This is a genomic window from Sinorhizobium fredii USDA 257 (assembly GCF_000265205.3).
Classification (GTDB): Bacteria; Pseudomonadota; Alphaproteobacteria; order Rhizobiales; family Rhizobiaceae; genus Sinorhizobium; species Sinorhizobium fredii_B.
On the sequence record NC_018000.1, the window covers coordinates 4,291,573 to 4,308,288 of the forward strand.

General features: G+C 61.7%; 11 protein-coding genes, 2 pseudogenes and 1 riboswitch. Of the genes and pseudogenes, 6 read left to right on the top strand and 7 right to left on the bottom strand.

Annotated elements, in window-relative coordinates; all coding sequences use genetic code 11:
• Nucleotides 1-56 precede the first annotated feature (56 nt).
• Nucleotides 57-896: a UDP-2,3-diacylglucosamine diphosphatase gene (locus USDA257_RS20030; protein WP_014764786.1), complete on the bottom strand. Its 840-nt coding sequence runs from the start codon at nucleotides 894-896 to the stop codon at nucleotides 57-59.
• Between the two features lie 176 nt (nucleotides 897-1,072).
• On the opposite strand from USDA257_RS20030, the gene USDA257_RS20035 reads away from it, so the two are divergent.
• From USDA257_RS20035 to USDA257_RS20050, 4 genes are all read left to right on the top strand, one after another.
• On the top strand, nucleotides 1,073-3,385 hold the full coding sequence (locus USDA257_RS20035) for an NADP-dependent malic enzyme (RefSeq protein ID WP_014764787.1): 2,313 nt from the start codon (nucleotides 1,073-1,075) through the stop codon (nucleotides 3,383-3,385).
• A gap of 172 nt (nucleotides 3,386-3,557) precedes the next feature.
• The gene (locus USDA257_RS20040) at nucleotides 3,558-4,295 is read left to right on the top strand and encodes a helix-turn-helix transcriptional regulator (RefSeq protein WP_014764788.1); all 738 of its coding nucleotides are present in this window, start codon (nucleotides 3,558-3,560) and stop codon (nucleotides 4,293-4,295) included.
• A gap of 154 nt (nucleotides 4,296-4,449) precedes the next feature.
• A complete protein-coding gene (locus USDA257_RS20045; RefSeq protein WP_014764789.1) occupies nucleotides 4,450-5,094 on the top strand; it encodes an acyl-homoserine-lactone synthase in 645 nt (214 codons plus the stop codon).
• Between the two features lie 299 nt (nucleotides 5,095-5,393).
• Complete coding sequence (locus tag USDA257_RS20050) at nucleotides 5,394-6,512, top strand: DUF2865 domain-containing protein (RefSeq protein WP_041415462.1); 1,119 nt, start codon at nucleotides 5,394-5,396, stop codon at nucleotides 6,510-6,512.
• Here USDA257_RS20050 and bluB read toward each other — a convergent pair.
• From bluB to USDA257_RS20070, 4 genes and pseudogenes are all read right to left on the bottom strand, one after another.
• Nucleotides 6,466-7,221: a 5,6-dimethylbenzimidazole synthase gene (gene bluB / locus USDA257_RS20055; RefSeq protein WP_014764791.1), complete on the bottom strand. Its 756-nt coding sequence runs from the start codon at nucleotides 7,219-7,221 to the stop codon at nucleotides 6,466-6,468. The two genes, USDA257_RS20050 and bluB, sit on opposite strands and share 47 nt — an antisense overlap.
• A gap of 44 nt (nucleotides 7,222-7,265) precedes the next feature.
• Nucleotides 7,266-7,476: riboswitch (cobalamin riboswitch) on the bottom strand.
• 112 nt (nucleotides 7,477-7,588) lie between these two features.
• Nucleotides 7,589-8,404, bottom strand: a pseudogene (locus USDA257_RS20060) (SDR family oxidoreductase).
• 47 nt (nucleotides 8,405-8,451) lie between these two features.
• Nucleotides 8,452-9,276, bottom strand: a pseudogene (locus USDA257_RS20065) (TolB family protein).
• A 2-nt stretch (nucleotides 9,277-9,278) separates the two neighbouring features.
• On the bottom strand, nucleotides 9,279-10,961 hold the full coding sequence (locus USDA257_RS20070; RefSeq protein WP_014764794.1) for an NAD+ synthase: 1,683 nt from the start codon (nucleotides 10,959-10,961) through the stop codon (nucleotides 9,279-9,281).
• Between the two features lie 266 nt (nucleotides 10,962-11,227).
• On the opposite strand from USDA257_RS20070, the gene USDA257_RS20075 reads away from it, so the two are divergent.
• Both USDA257_RS20075 and USDA257_RS20080 read left to right on the top strand, forming a co-directional pair.
• On the top strand, nucleotides 11,228-13,147 hold the full coding sequence (locus USDA257_RS20075; RefSeq protein ID WP_014764795.1) for an LTA synthase family protein: 1,920 nt from the start codon (nucleotides 11,228-11,230) through the stop codon (nucleotides 13,145-13,147).
• A 529-nt stretch (nucleotides 13,148-13,676) separates the two neighbouring features.
• A complete protein-coding gene (locus tag USDA257_RS20080; protein ID WP_014764796.1) occupies nucleotides 13,677-14,675 on the top strand; it encodes a hypothetical protein in 999 nt (332 codons plus the stop codon).
• Between the two features lie 88 nt (nucleotides 14,676-14,763).
• On the opposite strand, the gene USDA257_RS20085 is transcribed toward USDA257_RS20080, so the two are convergent.
• Both USDA257_RS20085 and USDA257_RS20090 read right to left on the bottom strand, forming a co-directional pair.
• The gene (locus USDA257_RS20085) at nucleotides 14,764-15,159 is read right to left on the bottom strand and encodes a GFA family protein (protein WP_014764797.1); all 396 of its coding nucleotides are present in this window, start codon (nucleotides 15,157-15,159) and stop codon (nucleotides 14,764-14,766) included.
• A 118-nt stretch (nucleotides 15,160-15,277) separates the two neighbouring features.
• The gene (locus USDA257_RS20090) at nucleotides 15,278-16,651 is read right to left on the bottom strand and encodes a class II 3-deoxy-7-phosphoheptulonate synthase (protein ID WP_014764798.1); all 1,374 of its coding nucleotides are present in this window, start codon (nucleotides 16,649-16,651) and stop codon (nucleotides 15,278-15,280) included.
• Nucleotides 16,652-16,716: the final 65 nt, after the last annotated feature.

Below are 16,716 nucleotides of genomic sequence, written 5' to 3' on the forward strand. Positions count from 1 at the left end.
CTGCCCGCTGCCTCGCCAGTCGCTAGTTTTAGCCAGTTGGCCCGGGGACGGTGGCTTCAGGCTGCCTGCGGTGCGGCAAGCGTCACGGGCAATTCCTCGACCGTGGTCTCCGACGCGGTCACGCCGCCCTGCAGGCTATGCCAGGTGATCAGTTCCATCGTGCCGTCGAAGTGCTCAGCGATCGCCGTGCAGCTTTCGACCCAGTCGCCGGTATTGATGTAGCGGATCTCGTCGATATCCTCGATCACCGCGTGGTGGATATGGCCGCAGATAACGCCTTGGGCGTGGTGTCGGCGGGCTTCCTCCGCCACGACTTTCTGGAACTCTCCGATGAAGTTCACCGCGTGTTTGACCTGCAGCTTGGCCCAGGACGAAAACGACCAATAGGGCATGCCGAGGCGGCGGCGGACGGCGGCAAGGCCGATATTGATGGCGATCGCCATGTCGTAGGCCCAGTCGCCGAGATAGGCGAGCACTCGCGCGTTGCGCACCACGACGTCGAATTCGTCGCCATGCAAGACGAGGTAGTTGCGCCCGTCCGCTCCTTCATGCATGTGGCGTGCCGCGACCTCGATACCGCCGAAGTGGACGCCCGGGAAATCCCGCATGAACTCGTCGTGATTGCCGGGAATATAGATGATGCGCGAACCCTTGCGCGCCTTGCGCAGCAGCTTCTGGACGACGTCGTTGCAGGACTGCGGCCAATTCCAGCTGCGCTTCAGACGCCAGCCGTCGACGATGTCGCCGACAAGAATGATAGTCTCGGCCTCATGGTGGCGCAGGAAATCGAGCAGATAGTCCGTCTTCGCCGCCTTCGAGCCCAGATGAACGTCGGAAATGAACAGCGTCCGCAATTTCCGAACCGGATTCTGTTGAGATCCCGATACCGCAGCCATGCGATCCTCGCCTTCTCGAGCTTTGTGTCGTCTCGTCAAAACCAGACTCGTGTTTCAGGAAGATGACACCGACACGTAGCCGGCGGGATCACACGGACGAAAAGCGCTGCCGTGAAACTGTACGTGGAGGGGAAATCATGCCAAAAGGCCGCCATCCAGAAACAGGGATGCTAGGTATGACCACGGGCGACAAAGCGAAACCTCAAGCGGCTCCGGCAAGCGGAGACATCGACCAGCAGGCACTTTTCTTCCACCGCTATCCTCGCCCGGGCAAGCTCGAGATCCAGCCGACCAAGCCGCTCGGCAACCAGCGCGACCTGGCGCTGGCCTATTCGCCGGGTGTCGCCGCACCCTGCCTCGCCATCAGGGACAATCCGGAGACTGCTGCCGATTTTACCGCACGCTCGAACCTCGTCGCCGTGGTCTCGAACGGCACGGCCGTGCTCGGCCTCGGCAATATCGGCCCCCTCGCCTCCAAGCCGGTGATGGAAGGAAAAGCCGTCCTCTTCAAGAAGTTCGCCGGCATCGATGTTTTCGATATCGAGATAGACGCACCGACCGTCGAACGCATGGTCGATGTGATTTCCGCCCTTGAGCCGACCTTCGGTGGCATCAATCTCGAAGACATCAAGGCGCCGGAATGCTTCGAGGTGGAGCGACGCCTGCGCGAGATGATGGAGATTCCGGTCTTCCACGACGACCAGCACGGGACGGCGATCATCGTCGCCGCTGCCGTTCTGAACGGCCTCGAACTGGCCGGCAAGGACATCTCCAAGGCGAAGATCGTCGCCTCGGGTGCCGGAGCCGCGGCGCTTGCCTGCCTCAATCTTCTCGTCATCCTCGGCGCCAAGCGGGAAAACATCTGGGTCCACGACCTCGAGGGCCTCGTCTACAAGGGCCGTGAGGTCCTGATGGACGAATGGAAGGCCGTCTACGCCCAGGACAGCGCCAATCGCGTGCTCGCCGACAGCATCGGTGGCGCCGACGTCTTCCTGGGGCTTTCGGCGGCGGGCGTCCTCAAGCCCGAACTGCTCGCCCAGATGGCGGAGAAGCCGCTGATCATGGCGCTCGCCAACCCGACGCCGGAAATCATGCCGGAAGTCGCGCGCGCGGCGCGGCCGGATGCGATGATCTGCACGGGGCGTTCCGACTTCCCGAACCAGGTCAACAACGTTCTCTGCTTCCCGCACATCTTCCGCGGCGCGCTCGATTGCGGCGCCCGCACCATCAACGAAGAGATGAAGATGGCGGCGGTGCGGGCGATCGCTGGTCTGGCACGCGAGGAACCGTCGGATGTCGCAGCCCGTGCCTATTCAGGGGAAACGCCGGTCTTCGGACCCGACTACCTGATCCCCTCGCCCTTCGACCAGCGGTTGATCCTGCGCATCGCCCCGGCCGTTGCCAAGGCTGCCGCCGAAAGCGGCGTTGCCACCCGTCCGATCCAGGATTTCGACGCCTACCTCGACAAGCTCAATCGCTTCGTCTTCCGCTCCGGCTTCATCATGAAACCGGTCTTCGCGGCGGCGAAGAACGCCACCAAAAACCGCGTCATCTTTGCCGAGGGAGAAGACGAACGGGTGTTGCGTGCCGCCCAGGTGCTGCTCGAAGAAGGTACCGCCAAGCCGATCCTGATCGGCCGCCCGCAGATCATCGAAACCCGCCTGCGCCGCTATGGCCTGCGAATCCGGCCCGATGTCGACTTCGAGGTGGTCAATCCGGAAGGCGATCCGCGTTATCGCGACTATGTCGACGACTACTTCGCTTTGGTCGGCCGCCGCGGCGTCATCCCGGAAGCCGCCCGCACGATCGTGCGTACGAACACGACGGTGATCGGTGCGCTGGCAGTCAAGCGCGGTGAAGCCGACGCATTGATCTGCGGTGTCGAGGGACGCTATAACCGACATCTGCGCGACGTTTCGCAGATCATCGGCAAGAAGCCCGGCGTGCTCGACTTCTCGGCTCTCAGCCTGTTGATTTCTCAGCGCGGCGCGACCTTCTTCACCGACACCTATGTGAGTTACAATCCGAGTGCCGAAGAGATCGCCCAGATGACCGTGATGGCGGCGGGAGAAATTCGCCGCTTTGGGATCACGCCGCGCGCTGCCCTCGTTTCACATTCGAACTTCGGATCGCGCGAATCCGAAAGCGCCGCCAAGATGCGCGCCGCACTCAAGCTCGTCCGCGAGCTCGCACCCGATCTCGAGGTGGACGGAGAAATGCACGGCGACGCGGCAATCTCCGAAACGCTGCGCGAGCGGGTGATGCCGAACAGTGCGCTGAAGGGCGAAGCCAACCTGCTCGTCTTCCCCAATCTCGACGCCGCCAACGTAACGCTCGGCGTGGTCAAAACGATGACCGACAGCCTCCATGTCGGACCGATCCTGCTCGGCTCGGCGCTGCCGGCGCACATCCTTTCGCCGTCCGTCACGTCCCGCGGGGTCGTCAACATGGCGGCTCTCGCAGTGGTCGAGGCAAGCCATCCCGCCTAGGGATGGCTCTCCGGACTATCGCGCCTTAGGCGATTTCCCTGGCCAAGTATCGCGAAACGCAACCTTGGGTGGATTTAATCCAAAGAGTTGCACCGATTACGAAATATAGCACTAGACAAAAACCGCCAGGCTAAACCATGTTTATTCTAGGGGCATGAATCGGTGTTACGGCATGACTAATCAACAGGCTGTCCTCGATCTGCTAGATATCGTCGAATATGGCGGGTGCGCGGAGCCGCAGCAATTCTTCGCCTTGATGCGTCGCACGTTCGATATCGCGCATCTCCTCTATGTCGAAGCGGAGCCGACGGCCGAAGGCCTCAAGGTCTGCCGGCTGCATCACACCTTCGGGGCCTATGCCGAGGAGCTCTATCTGTCCCGTGGTCTTCACCGGATCGATCCAATCCTTCGGCTTGCCCTCGGCGGCGTGAGACCCGTTGAATGGGCGACCGCCCGCCGCCGCTTTCCGGAATGCGAGCCGCTCTTCCAGGCTGCCGAGGAAATCGGCTTGGCCACGGAAGGCGTCGCTCTGCCGCTGCCTTCACCGACCGGACGCCTGGCGCTGCTCGCAATCAGTGGCAACATGTCGCCAGCGGAATGGTCCGAATATCGTCGATGCCACCTGCGCGACTTCCAGCTGGCCGCCAATCTTTTCCATGCCTCGATGCTTGAGAAGGCGGCGATGGTCGATGCGATGGACGAGCGCGATACGCGATTGACCAGCCGGGAGACAGAGGTCTTGACGTGGTCGGCAGCCGGCAAAAGCTATTGGGAAATCGCGACGATCCTCGGCATTTCCGAGCGCACGGTTCGTTTCTTCATGAGCAATACGCGCCGCAAGCTCAACGTCGTGTCCAACACTCAGGCCGTTGCGCAGGCGGTCCGCCATGCGCTGATCCCCACCATCTGAAGGGTGGATTTACCATCTGAGCTCGACCCATTGGCCGAAAACCCCACAAATTTGGTGGGAAAAACCTCCGGATTAAACTGTCACTACCGACAGTTACATGTGTCACCCGAGCCTGACAGCATCGCTCCATCGCGCAAACACGATGGAGCGAAAGATGATCAGGATAGTGAACGGAAACGCTCGCGGACAGCACCCGCAGGCCATCGACGAGATGTTTCGGCTGCGCAAGCGCGTCTTCCATGACTTTCTGAAATGGGACGTCAAGACCGAGGGCAACTGGGAAATCGACCACTACGACAAGGCCAATCCGCTTTATGTGATGTCGTATTCGCCGGACACCGGAAGGCTTCGCGGTTCCCTGCGACTTCTACCAACGCTAGGGCCGAACATGCTGGATGATACATTTCCGGTCCTGCTCGGCGGAAATCCGGAAATCCGCAGCGCATCGGTTTGGGAATCGAGCCGCTTCTGCATCGAACCGGATATCTCCCAGGACCGGACGTCGAACCAGGTGACGGTCGCCGCCGCCGAGCTCATGTGCGGCGTCGGGGAACTGGGCCTTGCCTCCGGCATCAGCCATATCGTCACCGTCACCGACGTCTTCCTCGAGCGGATGTTCCGCCGGATGGGGTGCCCGGGAGAGCGCATCGCAGAGCCGCAGAGGATCGGCAATGTCTACGCGGTCGCTGTCGCTTGGGAAGTGACGAACAGCCTTCTTCAAAGAATGAAGGCCGTTGCCGCCATCGAGGGCACTGTGCTCGAACGGCCGATGTCGCTCGAAACCGCCAGAGCGGCCTGATCTGTCGCCGGGCCGCTCACTCGGCCCGGCCGTTTCTGCTTCCAAACGCATTAACGCAAATGCCGACTCGCCGTTGCGCCCTCGCATCAACGTCGTATGATGTCAGGAAACAGGCGCCCCGCTTGTTCCGCGACTACTGCCTGTTTCTTTAAATCGCAGCCGATTTAAGGAAAACAAATATGCAGCAATTCAAGGTGCTACAGCGTCCTTTGTGCGTCTGAAAAGACGCACGGCGCTGTGGCGGGGCGAAACGCAGGAAAAGACGAGTGCCAGTGTTCAGAAGTGCGGCGTCCTGGAGGATGATGCGCCTTGCTGCAGCGCTCCTGCCGCTCGCCTTGTGTATGGCCGGACAGGCTTCGGCCGCAAGCGTATGCGAACGCCTGAGCGCCCGCCTCGCGGAGCTGCCGGCGGCCTTCACCACAACCGCCGATCTCCGCGATTTCACCGGCGCGGTTTCACGCCAGAACATCGAAATTCGCCGCGCAAAGAACGAACGCCGGCGCATGGCATGCAGCAATGACTCCGTCGTCTACATCGACAGCGAAAATGAAGCTGCCTGCGCCGAACTCGACGATGCGATCGGCCGGATGGAGGACAATCTCCGCACGCTCAAGGCGCAACGACGGCATTTGATTTCCAAAGGCAATGACGACATGCGCCGGCGGATCGTCGCCGCCATGGAGTTGAATGGTTGCTCAAGAGAAGCCGGCCTGAACTGGGACGAGACGATCCCTGACGAGACGATTCCTGACGAGTCGAGCACCGAAGAGGCTCACGTTCACCGCAACATTCTCGAAGACTTCCCGCCGGACGGCGAGGACTATCCGTTGCTGTTCGACGGTCCAGCGGACGACTTCACATTCATGGAGGACGGCGCTGCAGGCGGCCTCAGGACCATGTGCGTGCGTACTTGCGACGGCGCATTTTTCCCGATTTCGTCGAACGCGACACCGGCCGACTTCGGACGCGATACCGAGCTTTGCCGGGCACGATGCCCGGCAGCCGACACGGAACTCTACTATCACGTGCTGGCCACCGAGGAGAGCGAGCAGATGATTTCCGCGTCGACGGGCAGGCCGTACACGGAACTCCCCAACGCCTTCGCCTATCGTACCCGCGGGGTCGGTGCGCCCGGTATCTGCGGCTGCCAGATACCCAAGGTCGCAACGGGTAAGAGCAGCAACAATTCCGCGTCAGGAACGAAGCTTTCGGTGGTCAGCCCCTCCGTCGTGACGATCAAGGGCACGGCTTTGCCGGCGTCCGGATCGCCGGCAGCAAAGCCTGTGGAAGAGCGCCCCTACGACCCCACGACCAGCAAGGTCCGCGTCGTCGGCCCCGCCTTTCTGCCGCAGCAAGAGAGCGCGATCGATCTCAAGAACCCTCGGGGGCCGCGCTATCAGCCGCTGCAGAATGAATGACCTGGTCGACAAACCGCTTCCCGCCGTCGCGAAGGCCCCATCTTTCCTCGAAGATCAGGTCCTCGAGCGGTACCCGTTGCCGCCAGCCCTTCACCGCTAGTTCCGGTTGCTGGTAGAGTCGGTCGACAAAACCGAGGCACAGCCAGGCGACGATTTCGATGTGTTCGGGCATGCCGAGGATCGCCTTGATCTCGTCCTCGTGGAAAATGCTGACCCAACCGACGCCGACCCCCTCGGCCCGCGCTGCGAGCCAAAGGTTCTGGACCGCGCAGACCGTCGAGTAGACGTCCATTTGCGAATTATGCGTGCGCCCGAGCACGACGGCGCCGCCGCGCGTGCGATCGCAGGTCACGCAAATGCTGAGCGGCGCCTTGCGTATGCCCTCGAGCTTGAGTGAGCGATATTTCGCCTGCGCCTCGCCTGAAAACATGCCGGCGGCTTCCTCATTGGCGCGCCGGAATGCCTGCCAGACTTTCTCCCGCGTCTCGCTCCGGCGCACGAGCACGAAGTTCCACGGCTGCATGAAGCCGACGGACGGGGCGCGATGCGCCGCATCGAGCAAGCGGGAAATCAGAGGCTCGGGCAGCGGTTCAGGCAGGAACTCGTCGCGTACGTCGCGGCGCGTCTCGATGGCGCGATAGACGGCGGCACGCTCGTCCGGCGAAAAGGCACCGGCCGCCGTAAGGCAGTCGTTCGGGTCAGGCAGCATCGTTCGATCCCCAACAATGCACAACCTCCCGCCGTCCATGCGGGGCCGGTCTATCTTGTCAGGCCGGTCTTCTGACTACGGATCACTCGACTGGGCCGCCTTCCCGGATCGCATCAAGACCCAGTGGCAAAGCTCTGAAAACGTTCAAAGCTGTTTTGGCGCAGCCGTCCCCATCACAGCGTTGGGCACGTGCCGGAATTCAACCGGCTTCCCGATTCTCCCGCCTCAGCGGGCACCTGACGGCCGCATATGGGCACAGGCGCAGGCGAAAGGCAAGACTACAGCACGTGCGTCTTATCAGACGCACAAGGTCGCAGTAGAGCTTTGGATTGCTGCATGTTTCTACATGCAGCAGGCCGAGAGCGACTCAAAGCGGCGCTGTCGGATGCGGCGATCCGTCATACGCACCCCAGATTGACTGGTCGAAGCAGATCACCGAGCCGGTCATCAGACCGGACTCGTCGGAGGAGAGATAGGCGCACGCGCGCGACCTCGGCGGGATCGACGAGCCGCCCGAAAGGCTGGCTTGCCGCCGCCTTCTCCAGCCAGTCCTCGGGAGCGCCGTGATATTCCCGTTGGATGCGGTCTTCGCCTTCCGATGCCATCCAGCCGATGTTGAGGCCGTTGACGCGGATGCGGTTGCGCAGCAGCGCATAGGCGGTGTTCTTCGTCAGCGCCTCCAGAGCACCCTTGGATGCGCAATAGGCGGCGATGAAAGGCTGGCCCGCCTTCGCCGACATCGAACCGATATTGACGATCGTGCCTTCGGTCTTCTCACACCGCATCACCTTCACCGTCTCCTGCATCAGGAAGGAGGGAGCACGCACGTCTATCGAAAACATGCGATCGAAGAGTTCCGCGTATCGAGGATCGTGCCGCGGTCGGTGATTGCGGCGGCATTGACGAGCCCATCGACTCGGCCAAATTCACGATCCCAGGCCGCAACGACCGCCCGGGCGTCCTCCACGCGCTCCAGGTCCGCCTGGACATAAACGACCTTCGCGCCGGTCGCCTCACCGATCTCGGTCGCCTTTGCCTCGCCCTTCGCCGCATGGCGCCCGCAGATGACGATGCCCGCAGCGCCCCGTTCAGCGAACAGTCCCGCAATCGTGGCGCCGAGCCCCTGCGTGCCGCCGGTCACGACGGCGACCTTGCCGTCCAGCCGGGCGTAGTCTTTTCCCATGAATTCCTCCCATAGATCTGAGAGCGAACCGTCGGCTCGCCGTTGGCTCACGCGGGCCAATACCGCACGAAGGCGAAAGCCTCGCCCGAGGGCGACCAGTTCGGAACATTGATTGTCCCCTGCCCGCCGAAGAGCTCGAACAGGACGCGCGCATTGCCGCCTTCCGGATCCATCAGCCGAAGCCGCACATCGAGGTCGCGGGGGTGGTCGAAGACCTCGCCATCATAGGAAAGCACCAGCAGATGCTTGCCGTCTGGCGACGGATGCGGGAACCAGTCGCCATAGGAGCTGTCGGTAACGCGCTGGACATCGCTGCCGTCCGGCCTGATCCGCCAGATCTGCATGCGGCCGGTGCGGCTCGAGTTGAAATAGATCCACGCGCCGTCCGGCGACCAGTCCGGTCCGTCGTTGCGGCCCTCGCCATGCGTCAGCCGCCGCTCCTCGCCGCCATCGACCGAGATCGTGTAGATGTCGAAGACTTGGTCGCGGATGCCGCAATAGGCCACGGTCCGCCCGTCCGGGGACCAGCCGTGCCAGTAGGACGGCAGGTTGCGCGTGACGAGCCGCGGCGTGCCGCCCGCGACCGGCAGCAGATAGATCGCCGACTTGCCGAATTCGGTCTTGTCGCTGATCGCAAGCATTCTGCCGTCCGGCGAGATGCCGTGATCATTGTTGCAGTGGCGGGCAAAGCCCGTGTCGATCTCGGTAGGGTCGGCCCCGTCGAAAGCAAGTCGATAGAGCCTGCCGTCGCCGTTAATGATGAGGAATTTGCCGTCAGGCGACCAGTTCGGCGCCTCGACGAGCCGCTCCGTCTACCACACGACGCGCGTCTCTCCACTTGCGATATCGAAGATCTCGACCGAGCTACGCATGGCTAGCCCCTGTCACGGAAACGGTTGGTGATCGGGTAGCGCCGATCGCGGCCGAAATTCTTCTTGGTGATCTTCACGCCCGGCGCCGACTGCCGGCGCTTGTATTCGGCGATGTAGAGCAGGTGCTCGATCCGATGGACCGTCGCCTCGTCATGCCCGCGGGCGACGATTTCTTCCGTACTCAGTTCCTTCTCCACCAGGCACTCGAGAATGTCGTCGAGCGCCGGATAGGGCGGCAGCGAGTCCTGGTCGGTCTGGTTGGGGCGGAGTTCGGCCGAGGGTGCCTTGTCGATGATGTTCTGCGGAATGACCTCGCCGGAGGGACCAAGCGCGCCGGGCGGCACGGCACCATTGCGCCAGCGCGACAGCGCATAGACCTGCATCTTGTAGAGGTCCTTGATCGGATTGAAGCCGCCGTTCATATCGCCGTAGAGCGTGGCGTAGCCTACCGACATCTCCGATTTGTTGCCGGTGGTCACCACCATCGAACCGAATTTGTTAGAGATTGCCATCAGGATCGTTCCGCGCGTGCGGCTCTGCAGGTTCTCCTCGGTGATCCCGGACTCGGTTCCCTCGAAAGTATCGGCGAGTGCACTGAGAAAACCTTCAACCGGCTCCTCGATCGCGACCACGTCATAGTGGCAGCCGAGCGCCTTGGCGCAGGCTTCGGCGTCCTTCAGCGATTCCTGCGAGGTATAGCGATAAGGGAGCATGATCGTGTGGACCCGCTCCTCGCCGAGCGCGTCCACCGCGAGCGCCGTGCAGATCGCCGAGTCGATGCCACCGGAAAGGCCGAGCACGACGTTCTTGAAGCCGTTCTTGTTGACGTAGTCCCTGAGCCCCAGCATGCAGGCTCGATAGTCCGCCTCGTCGCTTTCCGGCAGGCGCGACCGAAGCCCGTTGGTCGAGACCCAACCATCTTCACCCCTCGTCCACTCTGAAATCGAAAGCGCCTCCTCGAACTGACTCATCTGGAAGGCCAGCGAGCGGTCGGCATTGAAGCCGAAGCTTGCGCCGTCGAAGACCAGTTCGTCCTGCCCGCCGATCTGATTGGCATAGATCAGGGGCAAGCCGGTTTCTATCACCTGCTTTAGAACGATCTGGTGGCGGACATCGACCTTGCCGCGATAATAAGGCGAACCGTTCGGAGAGAGCAGGATTTCGGCGCCGCTCTCCTTGAGAGTCTCGCAGACGCCGAGCTCGCCCCAAATGTCCTCGCAGATCGGGATGCCAATGCGAATGCCGCGAAAATTCACCGGACCCGGCATCTCGCCTGCATCGAAGACCCGCTTTTCGTCGAACTCGCCGTAGTTCGGCAGGTCCACCTTGTCGCGGACCGCGATGATCTTGCCCCCGTCGAGGACCGCCACCGAATTGTGCCGCTGGGCAGCGGCCTGACGCGGGAAGCCGATGATGACCCCCGGCCCTCCGTCTGCCGTCTCTGCGGCGAGTTTCTCGACGGCGCGCAGGCAGGACTTCAGAAAGGCCGGTTTCAGCACGAGATCTTCGGGCGGATAGCCGGACATGAAAAGTTCGGTGAACAGCACCAGGTCGGCGCCTTGGCGCGCCGCGTCGGCGCGCGCTTCACGCGCCTTTGCCAGGTTGCCGGCGATATCGCCGACGGTCGGATTGAGCTGGGCTACGACGATCCGCAGCTTTGAAGGTACGGCTTTCTGTGGGGTCATGGCAGGCCTGTCGGTTTTCCTCGGCGAATGCAACCAGCTTAGGCGTTGTTCTTACCGCATCCGGTGGGAAAAAACCCACTCCCAATCGCAGTGCCGCCGGAAAAATCCGAAAAATCCTGCGGTTCCGGTCCCTTAACGAATAGGCCCGCGGCCCTTCGACGCGGCCGGAACCTGAGGATCATCATAGCCGTTTCGCCATTCATCCCCTGTTCAAGATGACAGTCGTATGACAGTTGAGCGAAAGATTTATGAAATTGGAGAAGTTTTTGGCCAGTATCGATTCCGCCGCGAGAGGTTCTCAGGTCTATGTCGAAAGGCCGAGCTTTTCCGTTAGACATGCAAAAACCCTGGCGGGCGGCCGCAGCGCACTGTTTTCGCTTTTGATCGCGACGGCGATCGTTTTTGCAGTCGAGCTCCTCGTCCGCCAGTCAACTTCCGACACGATCGCCTATTTTATCGATCCGATGCGGCCAGCCTGGACGACGGTTGCTGCGTTCTTCCTCGTCATGCTGACGCTGGACGCGCTTTTCGGACGCGAACACAAGGGCGCGCTTCTCGTAGCGCCGCTCGCCATCGTACCGGCCTTTATCTGCCAGCAGAAGCAGGTCTTCCTGTCCGACCCGCTTTACCCGACCGATTTTCTGTTCGGCCGGCAGATCGTGGAACTGATGCCGGTGCTGGTGAAGGACAGGCCATGGACCGCCGTCGGCGTCGTTCTCGGCATTCTGGCGACCATCATCGTCATCGGGCTGCTGCTGCGCTACGCCTGGCGGAACTTTCCGAAGCTGGCGCGCAAAGAGCGTCTCGCGCGGGTAGCCTTCGCCCTGCCGCTCATCGTCGCCTTCTGGAACATCATGGATTACAACCAGTTCTCTTGGGTCCGCGACCGATTGCGGGTCATCCCGATCATGTGGGACCAGACCGAGAACTACCGGCACAACGGCTTTGTGCTCGCCTTTGCGATCAATTTGCCGATGGCGAATGTGAGCGCCCCGGCCGGTTACATGGCGAATGCCATCGAACGCATTCCCGTAAAGCCGCTTCCCGCCGGAACCACGCATCGGGGCAAGCCGGACGTGATCGTGCTGATGAGCGAATCCTTCTGGGATCCGACGCGCCTGCCTAAGGTCAAGCTGACACCCGACCCGATGCCGACGATCCGCGAATTGCAGGGCGGCAATGTCTTCTCGCCCGAATTCGGCGGCATGACGGCAAATGTCGAGTTCGAAGCGCTGACAGGCTTTTCGAACGCATTCCTGCCCTATGGCAGCATTCCCTATCAGCAATATATTCGCAATCCGATCCCGTCGCTCGCCACCTTCTTCCGTGGAGAAGGCTATGTCTCACGCGCCATCCATCCCTTCCAGGGGTGGTTCTGGAACCGCACCGCCGTCTATAAGGCCTTCGGCTTCGATACGTTCCGCTCGGAGGAGAACTTGCCGCCGATGCAGAAGCGTGGGATTTTCGCCTCGGATGAATCCCTGACGAAGGAGGTCATCCGCCAGGCGGACGCAACGGACGATCCCTTCTTCTTCTTTGCCGTGACGCTGCAGGGCCATGGGCCGTACGAGCCGAATCGCTACGCGAAGAACACGATCAAAGTCGAGGGCGATCTGCCGGAAAGCGACCGCCAGGTTCTCGCCACCTACGCCCAGGGCATCAAGGAAGCCGACGACAGTCTGAGAATGCTCATGGACTGGGCGAAGCAGCGGGACCGCGAGACGATCATCGTTCTCTTCGGCGACCACCTGCCGCCGCTGAACACCGTCTATACCAGCACGGGTTACATGAAGGACGTGACGGCGGAGCGCAAGGGATCGAAAGACCAGATGAAGGCGGAGCACGAAACGCCGCTCGTCGTCTGGTCGAACAAGACCGGTGCGCGCAAGGATATCGGCAGCATCAGCCCGGCCTTTCTCTCCTACGAGATCCTGAAGCAGGCCGGCTACGAGCACCCGTACTACACGGGCTTCCTCGGCAAGGTTCACGACCACTTCCGTGTTCTCGACCGCTATATGCTGATCCGCAAGAACGGCAAGGAGGTCGCAAACTGGCTGCGCCAACCGAAGATCCCGCCGTCCCTGCGCGACTATCGCTTCCTGCAGCACGATATGATGTTCGGCAAGCGCTATAGCACCGAGCGCTTCTTCAAGTCCCACGCCGAACTCTTCAGCGCGGGCTTATGAACGTATGCGGAAGCGACTTGTCGGCCCGGCGCCCCCGCCGGGGCCGATCTTCATTTCGAACTTTGCTCAATAGATTTCCGACTGCGAAACCGATCAGCGCATTCTGATGCGAGCTGTAAGCGAGATGCGGCCGCTGTAGATTCTCGGAATTCTTCGACGGTTTACGGGAGCCCTTGTTTTGCGGAATTGCCGCGCCCTGCTGCCCGGTTGTTGGCCTCTCCAAACACGCGCAATCCATACGCGAGTACCATTTGCTAAAATACCAAATAGACACGGTGTATTAACGGTTTTCGCGCATCGTACAGACGCATGGATGCTCAGAATTAAACTGCAAGTTCAGCGGAAACGGTGTCATGTCTGCTTTCAAGCACCATTCTGCGCGGGTCCTGAGGGCATCGGTCAAGCCGATATTCGTGCCGGCGATTGGCAGCCGTCTATCACCCGCTGGTCGCATCGGCCCCGCAAATTCCCCTAAATTTTGCGTGAACCCAAACGGTGTACTTGCGCGTTTAGCCCAAGGTGAGTTTTTATGTCGATTGCACTGGGGCACGGCGTAAGCGATGCGTTTGGTGCGTGGAGAGATCGGGAGCACGCGCAGCAGATGCAGCGGCTTGCAGGGACGGAAGATGCCGAACGGAAGACTCCACCCGCCTATACGGTGGATGCTCTGTTGCAAAATCCTCGGTTCCTTGAGGTCTTGCAGGCCGGCGCACGTACCCTCATTTCCATCAACGACCTGTTTCCGCGCGTCGCCCGCCTGGTGGCCGCCCACCAGAAATGGATGCTCACGCAAGCCGCCTATGCTTTGCATCTGGAGCGCGACCGAGACAACGCAGACTCCGGCATAACGGCAGCGCGATTGCTGAAAATCATGCGCGAAACGGGCGCTGCCAGCCGGAACACGGCAACGGCCTTCCTTGCGGAACTCATTGCCTACAAACTGCTCCGCCCCGCAAATGGCGGCCGCACCAAGAGGACGCGTCCACTCGAGCCGACGGAGATCAGCGAGAACGCCATGCGCCTCTGGTTCAGGACGCAGATGAGCACGCTCGATCTGTTGGATGGCGGATCGCGGGTGAGACGCGTCGAGGCCGATCCCACCATATTCGAGCGCGCGCAGCCTCGTGTCGCAAAACGGCTGCTCTCGGACGCAAGATGGACACAGCCTTCAGAAGGCGTTGCGATCTTCGTCTGGTCGGAATCTGGCGGGGTGATCCTCGACGACCTGATGGCGCGCGCCCCAAGTCTCCTCGCCGTTAACGGCAAGGTCTGGATAGACGTCAGCCTTGCAAGACTTGCGGAGCGCTACCTGATCTCGAATACGCATATTCGCCGCCTGTTCGCGCGCGCCGAGGCCGCCGGCTTGATCGGCAAGGGAGACGATGGAGCGCGTGGCCGCTACTGGTTGAGCAGCCGGCTTGTCGAGGAATACGCTGCGTGGGAAGCCGTCAAGTTCGAAGCTCTGGCGGACGCTTTCGATCAATCCGTCGTGGCGGTCCCTGACCCAACAGCGCCGCGCATCTCATGAGACGCACAAAGATCGCTGTAGCACTTTGAACGCTGTAAGTTTTCATCCTCAAATCGGCTAGGCTTCAAGGAAACATGCAGTAGGCGCGCTACCGAGACTCGGCGAAGCGCGGCAGGTCGTCGCCGATGTCATAGAAGTCGCCCTTGTCGGCGCAGAAGATGTGATAGCCGGGCTCCAGCCCTGTCGGCCCGTCAAATGTCCCCGCCAGGATCGAGGTATAGTCGAGTCCGTCCGCCTTCCAGAACAGCGCCGAGCCGCAATGCCGGCAGAAGCCGCGCCGAGCTGCGCTGCTCGATCGGTACCAGGTAATCTCGTCGGCGCCTTGGACATCCATCTGGTTGTCGAGCACATTCGTGGCGGCGTAGTAGAGGCCTGTCTGCTTTCGGCATTGGGAACAATGGCAGAAAATCAGTTCCCTCAGCTTTCCCTGCGTTTTGAACCGCACCGCGCCGCAAAGGCAGCCGCCCTCGTGGATGTCCGTCATTCCCCTCTCCCTTCAGCAAAAAGCCGGGCCAGCTTCACAAAGCTGACCCGGCCCTGTCAAATTCAGAAGACGCGCCGATTGTTCAGAAAAATTGAGCCATCGGCGCGGTTGCGATCGCTCAGCCGTTGACCACCATCTTCTTCTCGTCGCGCCCACCCTTCATCCGCTCGGCGAGCAGGAAGGCAAGCTCCAGCGCCTGGTCGGCATTGAGGCGCGGATCGCAATGGGTATGGTAGCGGTCGGCGAGATCGTCACCGGAAAGAGCGCGCGCGCCGCCGGTGCACTCGGTCACGTCGTTACCGGTCATCTCGATGTGGATGCCGCCCGGATGGCTGCCCTCGGCACGGTGGATCTGGAAGAAGCTTTCGACTTCCGAGAGGATCCGCTCGAAAGGCCGGGTCTTGTAGTTGTTGAGCGTGATCGTGTTGCCATGCATCGGGTCGCAGGACCAGACGACCTTCTTGCCTTCGCGCTCGACGGCGCGGATCAGACGCGGCAGGTGCTCAGCGACCTTGTCGTGACCGAAGCGGCAGATCAGCGTCAGGCGGCCGGCCTCGTTGGCCGGGTTCAGCAGGTCGATCAATTCCAGGAGGCCGTCGGCGGTCAGCGACGGACCGCATTTCAGCCCGAGCGGGTTCTTGATGCCGCGGCAATATTCGATATGCGCATGGTCGGGCTGGCGGGTGCGGTCGCCGATCCAGATCATATGGCCGGAGGTGGCGTACCAGTCGCCGGAGGTCGAATCGACGCGTGTCAGCGCCTGCTCGAAGCCAAGCAGCAGCGCCTCGTGGCTGGTGAAGAAATCGGTCTCGCGCAGGCTCGGATGGTTCTCCGAGGTGATGCCGATCGCCTTCATGAAATCCATCGTCTCGGAAATCCGGTCGGCGAGCTTGCGGTAGCGCTCGGCCTGCGGACTGTCCTTGACGAAGCCGAGCATCCATTGATGCACGTTTTCAAGATTGGCGTAACCGCCCATCGCGAAGGCGCGCAACAGGTTGAGCGTTGCGGCGGACTGGCGATAGGCCATGATCTGCCGCTCCGGATTGGGGACGCGCGCCTGCTCGGTGAACTCGATGCCGTTGATGATGTCGCCGCGGTAGCTCGGCAGCGTAATATCGCCCTGCTTCTCGACGCCCGAGGAGCGCGGCTTTGCGAACTGCCCGGCGATACGGCCGACTTTGACGACCGGCTGTTGCGCCCCGAAGGTCAGCACCACCGCCATCTGCAGGAAAGCGCGGAAGAAGTCGCGGATGGTGTCGGCGCCATGCTCGGCGAAACTCTCGGCGCAATCACCGCCCTGCAACAGGAAACCGCGGCCCTCGGCCACGTTGGCAAGCGCACTCTTCAGACGCCGAGCCTCACCGGCAAAGACGAGCGGCGGAAACTTCGCGAGACGGCCTTCAACAGCCTCAAGCGCTGAGAGGTCCGGATAGTCCGGCACCTGCTGAATGGGTTTTTGCCGCCAGCTGTTCGGAGTCCAAGTCTGTGCCATTTCCATCACCTGTTGTCTGACGCAGCCAGGGCCGCGTCGCGGATGCGGGCTTATAAACGTTAACA